11 protein-coding genes are annotated in these 12,574 nt (G+C 73.2%); 6 read left to right on the forward strand and 5 right to left on the reverse strand.

Annotation, left to right across the window (positions count from 1 at the left end):
- Positions 1-274 precede the first annotated feature (274 nt).
- Together FOE67_RS30755 and tyrS are read right to left on the reverse strand one after the other, a co-directional pair.
- Positions 275-862 (reverse strand): DUF3099 domain-containing protein, encoded by a 588-nt coding sequence (locus tag FOE67_RS30755; protein ID WP_182660982.1) that lies wholly within the window; start codon positions 860-862, stop codon positions 275-277.
- 193 nt (positions 863-1,055) lie between these two features.
- A complete protein-coding gene (gene tyrS, locus FOE67_RS05355) occupies positions 1,056-2,462 on the reverse strand; it encodes a tyrosine--tRNA ligase (protein WP_182660964.1) in 1,407 nt (468 codons plus the stop codon).
- A gap of 352 nt (positions 2,463-2,814) precedes the next feature.
- On the opposite strand from tyrS, the gene fabG reads away from it, so the two are divergent.
- Entirely contained in the window at positions 2,815-3,519 is a 705-nt protein-coding gene (gene fabG, locus FOE67_RS05360) for a 3-oxoacyl-[acyl-carrier-protein] reductase (RefSeq protein ID WP_182660966.1), read from the forward strand.
- Between the two features lie 4 nt (positions 3,520-3,523).
- On the forward strand, positions 3,524-4,300 hold the full coding sequence (gene fabI / locus FOE67_RS05365; RefSeq protein WP_182660968.1) for an enoyl-ACP reductase FabI: 777 nt from the start codon (positions 3,524-3,526) through the stop codon (positions 4,298-4,300).
- Between the two features lie 101 nt (positions 4,301-4,401).
- Here fabI and FOE67_RS05370 read toward each other — a convergent pair whose 3' ends face one another.
- On the reverse strand, positions 4,402-5,091 hold the full coding sequence (locus tag FOE67_RS05370; protein WP_182660970.1) for a FadR/GntR family transcriptional regulator: 690 nt from the start codon (positions 5,089-5,091) through the stop codon (positions 4,402-4,404).
- Positions 5,092-5,258: 167 nt separating this feature from the next.
- Between FOE67_RS05370 and FOE67_RS05375 the strand changes: the two genes are divergently transcribed.
- The 3 genes from FOE67_RS05375 to FOE67_RS05385 all read left to right on the forward strand — a co-directional run bounded on the left by FOE67_RS05375 (position 5,259) and on the right by FOE67_RS05385 (position 7,685).
- The gene (locus FOE67_RS05375) at positions 5,259-6,608 is read left to right on the forward strand and encodes a CynX/NimT family MFS transporter (RefSeq protein ID WP_182660972.1); all 1,350 of its coding nucleotides are present in this window, start codon (positions 5,259-5,261) and stop codon (positions 6,606-6,608) included.
- A gap of 211 nt (positions 6,609-6,819) precedes the next feature.
- Positions 6,820-7,020, forward strand: coding sequence for a hypothetical protein (locus tag FOE67_RS05380; RefSeq protein WP_182660974.1), 201 nt, complete (start codon positions 6,820-6,822; stop codon positions 7,018-7,020).
- 146 nt (positions 7,021-7,166) lie between these two features.
- Positions 7,167-7,685 (forward strand): SixA phosphatase family protein, encoded by a 519-nt coding sequence (locus FOE67_RS05385; protein WP_182660976.1) that lies wholly within the window; start codon positions 7,167-7,169, stop codon positions 7,683-7,685.
- 28 nt (positions 7,686-7,713) lie between these two features.
- Here FOE67_RS05385 and serB read toward each other — a convergent pair whose 3' ends face one another.
- On the reverse strand, positions 7,714-8,973 hold the full coding sequence (gene serB / locus FOE67_RS05390; protein WP_182660978.1) for a phosphoserine phosphatase SerB: 1,260 nt from the start codon (positions 8,971-8,973) through the stop codon (positions 7,714-7,716).
- A 262-nt stretch (positions 8,974-9,235) separates the two neighbouring features.
- On the opposite strand from serB, the gene FOE67_RS05395 reads away from it, so the two are divergent.
- The gene (locus tag FOE67_RS05395) at positions 9,236-11,758 is read left to right on the forward strand and encodes an FHA domain-containing protein (protein ID WP_194443969.1); all 2,523 of its coding nucleotides are present in this window, start codon (positions 9,236-9,238) and stop codon (positions 11,756-11,758) included.
- 138 nt (positions 11,759-11,896) lie between these two features.
- Here the strand turns inward: FOE67_RS05395 and FOE67_RS05400 are convergent, their stop codons facing one another.
- Positions 11,897-12,322, reverse strand: coding sequence for an aggregation-promoting factor C-terminal-like domain-containing protein (locus FOE67_RS05400; RefSeq protein ID WP_182660980.1), 426 nt, complete (start codon positions 12,320-12,322; stop codon positions 11,897-11,899).
- Positions 12,323-12,574 lie beyond the last annotated feature (252 nt).

Consider the following 12,574-nt stretch of genomic DNA (forward strand, 5'->3'; position numbering starts at 1 on the left):
GAGGGGATTCACCCCACCATCCAAACATCCCGCGGGGCACGGGGACACTCCGGTGGGAGCGGACACGGCGACGCCGGGCAGCCACGGGGGGAGCCGCCCGGCGTCGGTCATTCGCTCCGACGGGGGATGCGGAGCGCCCCTGAAGTATGACACGGCTCACTGTGCCGCCCGCAGCCGAACGGCCGGATCCGACGAAGGTTTTCCGGGCCCGTCCCGGCGGTCGGGCCGGGGCGGGCCCGGGAGGCGTTCCCCGGTCGATCGGGTCGGTCGCGGGTCAGTCCTCGCCCCCGGGACCGCTGCGGACGAAGCCCCGCTCACCCTCGGGGGAGACCGTGCCGTCGGCGGACGCCGACCACGGGGCCCGGCCGGTTCCCGCCGCCCTCCCGTTCGCGCGGGGGCCGGCGTCGGCACCCTCCGGGGAGGTCCCGTTCGTCGATCCGGGTGCCCGGTCCCCGCCGGTCGGGCCCGGCTCCCGCGGGTCGGCCTCCCGCGCGGTGCTCCCCCCGGAACGGTGGTCCGCCGGTTCGACGACCACCCCCTCCAGGGCCCGGCCCCCGGCCGGCAGGTCCCGCGAACCGTCGCCCACCAGTGCCGTCCGGGGAAGGACCGGGGCGTTCTCCCGGCCGGCGTTGGCGACCACCACCGCGACATAGGGGATCAGCACGCCCGCGGCGAGGGTCACCGCCGCCAGGGGCACGCTCACGTTCCACAGCAGCACGGTGAGGACCACCGAGACGCTCCGGATCACCATCGAGATCACGTAACGCCGCTGTCGGGCCCCCACGTCCTCGGCCAGCCCGCGCCGGGCCGCGGTGATGCGGAACACGGTCTCATCGGCGCGGTCGCGCCGCAGGTGCAGCATGTTCACCACCCACAAGATCGCCCCGGCGCGGTCGCACCGGGGCCTTTCGTACCGTGCCCCGCCCGTCCACCGTACTCCGGGCCGGCCGGACCCACGCTCCCGACCGGCGCCGTCGTCCCGTACGCCTGCCGCCCGCCGGTCCCGGGGGGATCCGGCGGGCGGCGGGCCGTGACATCGGTACCGCGGTGGCGGCTCACCAGCCGCGCAGCACCGCCAGCTTCCGCCCGGCCTTCAACCACACCTCGTCCGGTCGCCCGTCGGCGAGGGCCTCACCGACGACCTCGCCCAGCGGGCGCGGGGCGTCGGCCTCGGACACCGGCACGGTCCGCTGTCCCGAGGCGGTGCCCAGCACCAGCCGCAGACCGTTCTGCCGGGCCAGCCGGCGCCCGGCGGAGGCGCTGGGGGTGAAACCGAGGACACCGCTGAGCACGTTCGCGACGCCCTCCTTGCCGTGTTCGGCCAGGTCCACCTCGGGCAGGTCCCCCGCCTCGGCGAAGTCCCCGCGGGAGAAGCGGGCGGCGAAGGCCGCCCGGGCGGCCATCGCGGCGTCCGCGCCGTGCAGGACGGCGACCATCTCACCGGCCAGGATCCGCTTGAGGTCCATGGGGTGCGCGGTGCGCTCGGAGATCCGCGACAGCACCAGGGCGATCTCGGCGTCGTCCCACTCGGTCCACGCCCGCAGGTAGGGCTCCATCAGCCGGTCGGGGATCGACATGATGCGGCCGAAGACCTCGTCGGCGTCGGCCCGCAGGCCCACGTAGTTGCCCTTGGACTTCGACATCTTGGCGCCGGAGCCGTCGGTGCCCTCGATCAGCGGCATGGTGGCGATCAGCTGCGGGCGCTGCCCGTGGATCTCCATCACCCGCCGCCCCATCTGCATGTTGAGCAGTTGGTCCACACCGCCCAGCTCGATGTCGGCGACGATCTCCGCGGAGTCCAGGGCCATGGCGACCGGGTAGATCAACTCGGACATCGTCAGTCCGTGCCCGCCCTCCAGGCGGGTGCGGAAGTCCTCGCGCTGCAACAGCGAGGAGGCGGGGACCCGGGCCAGGACACCGATCAGTTCCGGCAGGGTGTACCCGCCGAGCCACTCGCTGTTGTGCCGGATCCGCACCTTTTCGAAGTCGAGGAAGGGCCGCACCTGATCGCGGTAGCCGGAGAGGTTGGCGGCGATGTCCTCGTCGGTCAGCGGGGGGCGCTCGGCGGACCGCCCCGAGGGGTCGCCGATCTTCGCCGTCACGTCGCCGATGATGAGGGTGACCTCGTGCCCCATCCGCTGGAAACGGCTGAGCACGATCATCGGCACGGTGTGCCCCAGGTGGACGTCCGCGGCGGTGGGGTCGATGCCCAACTTGACCCGCAGTCCGCGTCCGGCCTCCCGGGCGGCCGCGATCTCCTCCGCGAGTCGGTCGACCGAGGGCAGGACCTCCACCGCGCGGGAGGCGATCAGCGCCGCCTGTTCACCCGCCGACAGGTCGCCCAGGTCCAGATACCGCCGGGAGCCGGTCTCCTCCAGCAGTTGCCGCACGACGGTGTCGGAGGAGAGGTCTTGGCCCAGCAGCGCGAGGCCGCGCTGCACGGAGTCGCCGAGGCGTGTCACGTTCGGTCCCGGTGGTCGAGATGGACGGTTGGACAACGGGCGATTCTACGGGCCCCGGTGTGCTCCCGGTGGAGGGGCGCGCATCGTGGACGGGGGCCCGCCCCCGCGGTGGGGTTCCCGATCCCTCCCCGTGCCCCGGCTCGTTTTCCGTGGGTGTTCCGCGGGTGTTCCGCGGGGTTTTCTGTGGGAACCCCACAGCGGCCCGGGGGAGCCACTGTCCGGGACCGAGCCCCGGGCCGCGCCGGCCGACGGATAGCGTGGGGTCGGCATCCGCCCCGGCGGCCCGGTCGGGCGCGACGCCCGGCTCCCGCCGGGCGGGAAAAAGGGGAGCGAGAGGTAAGGAAGTGATCCCTTGAGTCGCTCGGTACTGGTCACCGGGGGAAACCGCGGTATCGGTCTGGCCATCGCCCGCGCCCTCGCCGAGGCGGGGGACTCCGTGGCCGTCACCCATCGCTCCGGGGAGGTCCCCGAGGGGCTCTTCGGCGTGCGGTGCGACATCACCGACCCCGAGCAGGTGGAGCAGGCCTACAAGCGGGTCGAGGAGCACCAGGGTCCGGTCGAGGTCCTCGTGGCCAACGCCGGGATCACCCGGGACCAGCTCCTGCTGAGGATGTCGGAGGAGGACTTCTCCGCCGTTGTGGACACCAACCTCACCGGTACCTTCCGGGTGGTCAAGCGCGCCTCCCGGGGCATGCTCCGTGCCCGGCGGGGTCGCATCGTGCTGATCTCCTCGGTGGTCGGCCTCCTCGGCTCCGCCGGACAGGCGAACTACGCCGCGTCCAAGGCCGGACTGGTGGGCTTCGCGCGGTCCCTGGCCCGTGAGCTGGGATCGCGCAACATCACCTGCAACGTGGTCGCGCCCGGCTTCGTCGACACCGACATGACCCGGGTGCTCGGCGAGGAGCAGCGCGCCGACATCGTGGCCCGGGTACCGCTGGGTCGGTACGCCGAGCCCGCCGAGGTCGCCGCCGCGGTTCGTTTCCTGGCCTCCCCGGAGGCCGCGTACATCACCGGAGCCGTCATCCCCGTTGACGGCGGATTGGGCATGGGGCACTGACACCATGAGTGGACTTCTCGCCGGCAAGCGGATCCTGGTCACCGGGGTCCTCACCGACTCCTCGATCGCCTTCCACGTCGCCCGGCTCGCCCAGGAGGAGGGCGCCGAGGTCGTGCTGACCGGCTTCGGTCGGCTCAGCCTGGTCCAACGCATCGCGCGCCGGCTGCCCAAGGAGGCCCCGGTCATCGAGCTCGACGTGCAGAACCGCGAGCACCTGGACGGGCTCGCGGCCGCGGTGGGGGAGTACGTGGACTCCCTGGACGGCGTGGTGCACTCCATCGGCTTCGCCCCGCAGGACGCCCTCGGCGGGAACTTCCTGAACACGCCCTGGGAGTCGGTGGCCACCGCCGTGGAGGTGTCCGCGTACTCGCTGAAGTCGCTGACCACCGCGCTGCTGCCGCTGATGGAGCGCGGGGGGAACGGCGCCTCGGTCGTCGGCATGGACTTCGACGCCCGGGTGGCCTGGCCCAAGTACGACTGGATGGGTGTCGCCAAGGCGGCCCTGGAGTCCACCTCCCGCTACCTGGCACGCGATCTCGGCGACCGCGGCATCCGGGTCAACCTCGTCTCGGCCGGGCCGATCAAGTCGATGGCGGCGAAGTCCATCCCCGGCTTCGAGGAGCTGGCGGACGTGTGGAACACCCGCGCGCCCATCGGCTGGGACCTGACCGACCCCGAGCCGGCCGCGCGCGGTGTCTGCGCCCTGCTGTCGGACTGGTTCCCCCGTACCACGGGCGAGGTCGTCCACGTGGACGGTGGCGTGCACATGATGGGCGCCTGAGCGGCGTTTTCCCCCGGGGGGCGGGTCGCGGGTTTCCCGCGGCCCGCCCCCCGGCGCGTCCCGCCCCGGGGCGACGGGATCCCGCCCGCCGGGCGGGAGTCTCAGCCCGGCTCCCCGGCCCCCGGCGCCGGACGGCACCCCAGCGCGTACGACCCGGCCTCCGCGGCGGCCGCGACCGGGTCCGAGGCGCGGATCGCCGCCACCAACCGCCCGTGATCCAGGTACTCCTCCGGTCGCAGCCGGTCCCCGACACCGTGCCGCAGGAAGTCCCGCACGACGAACCCGAGGTCCGCGTAGAGCGCCGCGAGGACGTCGTTGTGGGAGGCGGTGACCACCGCCGCGTGGAAGGTGCTGTCGGCCTCGACGAAGCGATCCACCTCCCCGCTCTCCCAGGCCTCCTCGCGCTGCGCGAGGAGGGCGTCCAGGTGCGCCAGGTCGGCCTCGGTGCGTCGGGTGGCGGCCAGGCCCGCCGCGGAGGACTCCAGGGTGGAGCGGACCTCCGCCACGTGTCGGGGGTCCGCGTCGGTGAAGCGGCGCCGCATCACGCCGGCCAACTCGCTGGTGGCCGCCACATAGGTGCCGGACCCCTGTCGGATGTCCAGCAGACCGTTGTGGGCCAGGGCCCGGACCGCCTCCCGCACGGTGTTGCGCGCCACGCCCAACTGCTCCACCAGTTCGGGCTCGGTGGGGATGCGGGAGCCGACCGGCCACTCCCCGACGGTGATCTGGCGGCGGAGTTCGGCGATGACCTGGTCGGCGAGGGCCGATCGTCGGGGTGAGGTCAGGGGCATGGCTCTCCCGTTTCCGGTGGGGACCGGACCGCCTCGACGACGGTCCGGGCGGGGGTCCACGCTACCGGGATCGCCGGTTCCGGCGGGGCGGGAGACCTTTCGTCGCCCCGCCGGGGAGGCGCCGCCCCCGGTGCGAGGAATACATCCCATGATTCTATGATGGGGGCATGCCCGCAGTCGGTGACGCCCGCACCTCCACCCGCCCCCTCCCGAGTCCGCGAACGGCCGACCGTCCCGACGCCGGGCGCGGGGACCGTCCCACCGGCGCGTCCCGCCGGCGCCTCCGCCGGGGCGCGCGATGGCTCCTGGCCCTCGCGCTGGTGCTGACCGCGCTCAACCTGCGGCCCGCCATCTCCGGCCTCGGCCCCCTGCTGGAGGAGGTCCGCACCGGACTGGGCATGGGCGGTACCGTCGCCGGCCTGCTGACCTCCGTCCCGGCCCTGTGCTTCGCCCTCTTCGGAGGCGTCGCCCCCCGCCTGGCGCGGCGCCTCGGCCCCGTCACCGTCGTCGCCGCCGGCACGGCCGCCATCACCCTGGGGCTGGCCCTGCGTCCGCTGGCGCCGAACACCGCCGTCTTCCTCGGATGCACCGCCCTGGCCCTGGCCGGCATCGCGGTGGCCAACGTCCTGCTGCCGATGGTGGTCAAGGGATGGTTCCCCGACCGACAGGGCACCATGACCGGCCTGTACTCGATGGCCCTCGCGCTGGGCACCGCCGGCGCGGCCGCGGTCACCGTCCCCCTCGCCCAGCGGCTGGGCGGCGACTGGCGCCCCGGCCTGCTCGTCTGGGCCCTGCCCGCCGCGATCGCCCTCGCCTGTTGGGCGGTGACGCTCCGCCGGGGCGTCCCCCGACCCTCCCCCGAGGCGCTCGCGGGATCGTCCCCCGACCCGGCCGGGGCCCCGGTGCGGACCCCGGACGAACCCGGCTCCACCGGCTCCCGTCCGTTGCGCCGTTCGCCCACCGCCCTCGCCCTGATGCTCTTCTTCGGACTCCAGTCCACCGCCGCCTACGTGACCATGGGATGGATGCCGCAGATCTTCCGGGACGCCGGGGTCCCGGCGGTGACCTCCGGTCTGTTGCTGGCGGTCATCATGGGCATGGGGGTCCCGCTGGCCTTCGTGCTTCCCCGCCTGGCCGTCCGGCTCCCCCACCAGGGACCCCTGGTGACCCTCCTCGGCCTCTGCGGTCTGGCCGGCTACATCGGACTGTGGCTGGCCCCCGCCCAGGGCGCCTGGGCCTGGGCCGTGCTCCTGGGAATCTCCGGCTGCGCCTTCCCCGTCGCGTTGGCCATGATCGGTCTGCGGGCCCGCACCCCCGCCGGGGTGGGCCGGCTCTCCGGCTTCGCGCAGAGCGGCGGCTACCTCCTCGCCGTGCCCGGCCCCCTGATCATCGGCGCGCTCCAGGAGACCACCGGGGGATGGGACGTCCCCCTCCTCCTGCTGACGGCGCTGATGGTCCTGCAGATCGCCGTCGGTGTGCGGGCCGGGCGTCCGGGCGTCGTCGAGGACGGCGCGTGAACGCGACAACCCCTCCCGCCGGGAACCGCGGACGGGCGGGACGCGTGACCGGGGGTGGGGACAACCCCACCATCCCCTAGGGGGCGGGGTTCAGGGGGGCCCGGGTGGATCACCGGATGGGTTGACGCAACCCCTCCCCATAGGGTGGACACCATCGCCCCGGCAGCCGGCCGGAGCGACCCGGGAACCGACCGGAACGGAGGGGATTCCCATGTCGGCCCAGACCACCCGCCCCGCACGAGGGGAGACGCGCCCGCGCCTCCCGTGGTGGGGGCTGCTCGCCCCGGCGGCGGCCTTCACCGGCCTGCTGGTGCTCCTGCTCACCGGCTCCGATCCCGCCGCGGCCGCCGAGATGCCGCGCCCGCTGCCGCTGCTGCTGGAGCACCTGATCGTGGCACTGCTGCGGTCCTGACCGCGGCCCCACCGGGCCCCACCGGCCCCCCGGGCCACGGGTGTCGGGGCTCGACGCGGGGGCTCCTCCGGGAGCCCTCCCGCGCGCGTCACCCGGCTTCCCCGTGAGCCGGGAAGGGGAGGCCGTTTCGTGGGAAGCTGGGACGCATGAGCGTCGATGTTGCCCGCAGGATCGTCCTTCTCCGTCACGCCAAGGCCGACTGGCCGCAGGTCTCGGACCACGACCGACCGCTCGCCGACCGGGGCCGTCGCGAGGCGCCCCTGGCGGGGCGTTGGATCGCCGGCTCCGGCATCACCCCCGACCTCACCCTGTGCTCCACCGCCGTCCGCACGCGCGAGACCTGGAAGCTGGTCGCCGCCGAGCTGCCGCGGCGCCCCCGCACCGTCTACGACGAGCGGATCTACGAGGCGTCCCTGGGCGAACTGATCGCCGTGCTCAACGGGGTCGAGGACGAGGTGCGCGACCTCCTGCTGGTGGGCCACAACCCCGGCGTCCACGCTCTCGCCGACGCGCTGGCGGGGGAGGGGGAGGGGGACGCCCTGCCCCGCATGAACCGCAGCGGTTATCCCACATCGGGAATCGCCGTCCTCGGTTTCACCGGGGAGTGGAAGGCCGTCGAGCACGGCGTGGCCCGGCTGCAGTCCTTCTGGACCCCCAAGGACTGACCGGGCGGGGAGCGACCGGACGCCGGGATCACTCCCCGGTGTCCGCCGCCTCGACCTCCTCGCGGGTGATGCCCAGCAGATAGAGCACGGTGTCCAGGAACGGCACGTTCACCGAGGCGTCGGCTGCCCGCCGCACCAGCGGCTTGGCGTTGAAGGCCACGCCCAGCCCCGCCGTGTTGAGCATGTCCAGGTCGTTGGCGCCGTCGCCGATCGCCACCGTCTGCGACAGCGGCACCCCCGCCTCGCGCGCGAAACGGCGCAACAGCCGGGCCTTCCCCGCGCGATCCACGATCTCGCCGGTGACCCGACCGGTGAACCGTCCGTCCACCACCTCCAGGGTGTTGGCCGCCGCGAAGTCCAGTCCGAGGTGGTCGCGCAGGGAATCGGTGACCTGGGTGAAGCCGCCCGAGACGATGCCGACCTGGTAGCCCAGCCGCTTGAGGGTCCGCACCAGGGTGCGTGCCCCCGGGGTCAGCCGCACCTCGGCCCGGACCTTCTCTACGACCCCTTCCTCCAGCCCGGCCAGCAGCGCGACCCGCGCGTGGAGGGATTCGGTGAAGTCGAGTTCGCCGCGCATCGCGGCCTCCGTCACCTCCGCGACCCGCTCCTCGCACCCGGCGTGCGCCGCGAACAGTTCGATGACCTCGTCCTGGATGAGCGTGGAGTCCACGTCCATCACCACCAGGCGGCGGCCGCGCCGCTGGAGGCCGGAGGCGACCACCGCCACGTCCACCTCCCCGCGTCGCGCCGCCTCGGTGGCCAGTTCGGTGCGCAGGGTGTGCGTGGCCACCCCGGAGACATCGAACTCCACGGCCGTCACCGGGTACTTGGCCAGGCGGCGGATGCGGTCGATGTTCGCGCCGCAGCCGGTGATGCGGGCGGCGATGGCGGCCGTCGCCTCCGCGCTCAGCGGGTGCCCCAGCACCGTGACGTGCGAACGCCCCTCGCCGCGCGGCCGGTTGTCACCGATGCCGGAGATGATCTCGGCCTGCAGACGCTGCGACTCGGCCCACCCGTGCACCGTGGCCCGCAACTCCCCCTCGCCGTCGCCGGGGGAGGTCACCAGGGCACAGAGCGTTATCCGACCCCGGGTGACGACCTGTTCCAGGTCCACCACCTCGACGCCGTAGGCGGCCAGGGTCTGCAGGAGCCCGGCGGTCAATCCCGGCCGGTCCCGACCGAAGATCTTGACCAGCAGGGTGCGCGGGTCCGGGCGGTCGACCGTCGTGTCGGCCGGGGAGGAGGTCGCCCCGGGGCCCGGGGGACGGGAGGGAGTCGAGGAACTCATGGTGGTCACCACGGTAATGGCTCACCCCGCGCGGGTGCCGGCCCGTCCGGACCCCGGACGGGCCGGCGGGCGCGGGGCCGGCGGGTGAGCGGCGCGGTACGGGAAAGGGGGCCGGAAGGTCACGGAGCGGATCGCGGTTCGCACCGGCTTCGTGACATCGGGGGACCTCCCTCCCCCCGGGCCCCCGGGCCTGGAATAGTCTCCCCGACATCACCATCCCCGGGTCCGCGACGCTCTGGCGGGCCCGTCGGGGGACAGCAACATGGGGCATGGACTTGTGGGGCGTGGAGTGCCGGATCTCGTACTCGAACTGAACGGACAGAGCTGGACCCTGGACCCGACGCGGTCCTACACGCTGGGCCGTGACCCGCAGGCCGACCTGGTGTTCACCGACGCCCGCGTCTCCTGGCGGCACGCCACCCTGCGATGGGGCGGCGAGGGCTGGGTCCTGGAGGACCACGGGAGCACCAACGGCACGTGGACCCACGGCCAGCGCGTGCAGCAGTTGCACGCGGGACCGGGCACGGTGCTGCACCTGGGCAACGCGGAGGACGGCCCCCGGCTGTCCTTCACGGCGGCGGGGGCGGTGCCCGGAGCGGGTCTGCCGCACCAGGCGCGGCAACCGGCGCAGCAACCGGCGGCCGCGGCCGCTTCCGCGATGCCGGCGGCGGGAACGGGCCCGGCCGCCCCGGGCGGTTTCCCCGCGGCCGGGACGGCCGGAAGCGGTCCCGCCGCCGACGGGGCCGCGGGAGCCGACGGGGCCGACGGCCCGGGCGCGCGCGGGGCCACCGCCCTGCACCGTTTCGACATCGGCCGGGTGACCCGGATCGGTCGTGCCCTGGAGAACGAGCTGGTCGTTCCCGACCTGCAGGTCTCCCGTTACCACGCCGAGTTCCTGGCCACCCCCGACGGTCGCTTCGAACTCCGCGACCTGGGCAGCCACAACGGCACCTACGTCAACGGTCAGCCCATGGCCAGGAACGGCCGGCAGCTGATCAACCCGTCCGACACCATCGGTATCGGTCACTCCACCTTCCGCCTGGTCGGCGACCGGCTGGAGGAGTTCGTCGACACCGGTGAGGTCTCCTTCTCCGCCCGGCACCTCACGGTGCAGGTCAACGACGGCGCCCTGACCATCCTCAACGACGTCTCCTTCGGGGTGCCGGAGAAGTCGTTGGTCGGGGTGATCGGCCCCTCCGGGTCCGGCAAGTCCACCCTGCTGCGGGCGCTGACCGGTTACCGGCCCGCGACCCACGGCGAGGTGCTGTACGACCACCGCAACCTCTACACCCACTTCGCCGAGCTGCGGCACCGCATCGGCCTGGTGCCGCAGGACGACATCCTGCACACCGCGCTGCCGGTGCGGCAGGCGCTGCGGCTGGCCGCCGAACTCCGCTTCCCCGGCGACGTCGGCCGGGCGGAACGGAACGCCCGGGTGGAGGAGGTGCTGGCCGAGCTCAAGCTCGACCACCACGCGGACAAGCGCATCAACCAGCTCTCCGGCGGCCAGCGCAAGCGCGTCTCGGTGGCGCTGGAGCTGTTGACCAAGCCCTCGCTGATCTTCCTCGACGAACCCACCTCCGGCCTGGACCCGGGCATGGACCGCGACGTCATGCAGCTGTTGCGCCGGCTGGCCGACGACGGCCGCACGGTCCTGGTGGTCACCCACTCGGTGGCCGAGCTGGGGCTGTGCGACCGGGTGCTGGTGATGGCCCCGGGCGGCGGGGTCGCCTACTTCGGTCCGCCGGACGAGGCGTTGAACTTCTTCGGGTACGACTCCTGGGCGGATGTCTTCTCCGCCTTCGAGAACTACCGCGACCACGACTGGATGGGGCGCTGGCGCGGCTCGCAGCACTACCGGATGTACGCGGCCGAGGCGGACGCCGACCTCGCCCGCCCCGCCCACCTCCCGCCCCTGCGGGCCGCGCAACAGAAGGCCCAGAGCTGGGGGGCCCAGGTGTGGACCCTGGTGCGCCGGTACCTGGCGGTGATCGCCTCGGACAAGGGCTTCATGGCGCTCACCCTCGCCCTGCCGGTCATCCTCGGGCTGGTCAGCACGGTGATCCCGGCCCCGCACGGCCTGGGCTACGGCCCGCTGGAACGGGGGCGGACCAACGGGGACGCGGGCATCATCCTGCTGATCGTCGTGATCGGCATGTGTTTCGCCGGATCGGCCAACGCCGTGCGCGAACTCATCAAGGAACGGGTGATCTACGAAAGGGAACGGGCGGTCGGCCTCTCCCGTTCGGCCTACCTGATGTCCAAGGTGATCGTGCTGGGCATGGTCACGATCATCCAGGGCGTCATCCTGGCCACGATCTGTTTCGCGCCGCGCGAGCTGCCCGAGCAGGGCGTGCTGTTCGTCGAGTCCCCGGCCGTCGAGATGACCATCGTCATCACGGTCCTCGGCATCACCTCGATGATGATCGGCCTGGTGATCTCCTCGGTCGTCCGCACCTCCGAGATGACCATGCCGCTGCTGGTGATGATCTGCGTCGTGCAGCTCGTCTTCACCGGTGTGCTCTTCCAGGTGGCCGGGAAGCCGGGGCTGGAGCAGGTGGCCTGGCTGATGCCCTCCCGCTGGGGCCTGGCCGGGGTGGGTTCCACCGCCGACCTCAACACCCTCATGGGGCACCGTCAGCGCGGCGAGACCGACCGGTTGTGGGACCACGAGGCGGCCGTGTGGATCCTCGATGTGGGGATGCTGGCGGTCATCTCGGTCGGTTGCGCCTTCCTGGTGCTGCGCTTCCTGCGCCGTCACGAGCCGGAGGTCATGCGGGACTGACCGCCGACCCGTTCCCCGTGACCGGGGGAACGGAGCGAACGGGGACGGCCCCCGGCCCGGTGATCACCGGGCCGGGGGCCGTCCGTGCGGTGGGGGGCCGGGAACGCCCGGAGCCCCACCGGACACCCCCGGTACCGCTCAGTACCAGTGGTTGTTCTGCCAGAAGGACCAGGCGCCACAGGGGCTGCCGTACCGCTCCTCCATGTACTGCAGGCCCCACTCGATCTGGGTGTTCGGGTTGGTCTGCCAGTCGGAGCCGGCGGAGGCCATCTTCCCGGCGGGAAGGGCCTGCATCAGACCGTAGGCGCCGCTGGAGGGGTTGGTCGCGGTGTGGTCCCAGCCGCTCTCCCGCTCCACGATGTTGGCGAAGCACTGGTACTGGGCCGGATCGTCGATCATCCGCTGGGCGGTGTCCTGTGCCCCGGTGGTCGGCGCGGCCTGGGCCGTGCCCGCCACACCCAGCACGCCCAGGCCCGCGACGGCGGCTCCCGCCATGCCGACGGCGGCGGTGCGACGGGCGCGGGACAGGAACGAACGCGGGGTGGTGGTGCTGTGGACTGCCATGAAAGGGGATCCTCTGCTTCCGGTTGCTCTCGGCCGGTTCCGTCCGGCGTCGATCGGGACAGCGGCCATTCTTGGCAAGTCGGAAGAAAGCGGGCAAATACCCCAATTACTAGGAGGGTCCGTGGTCCCGGGACCCTCCCGGGACCCCCTCCGGTGCGCCCCGCGCGTCCGCGGGGGAGGACCCGATCCACTACCGGGGATAGTCGCGGGACCTCGGTCCCGTGACGCGCCTCACCCCCCACCGCCTCCACC

This window comes from Streptomyces calidiresistens, from assembly GCF_014141525.1.
Taxonomy (GTDB): domain Bacteria; phylum Actinomycetota; class Actinomycetes; order Streptomycetales; family Streptomycetaceae; genus Streptomyces; species Streptomyces calidiresistens.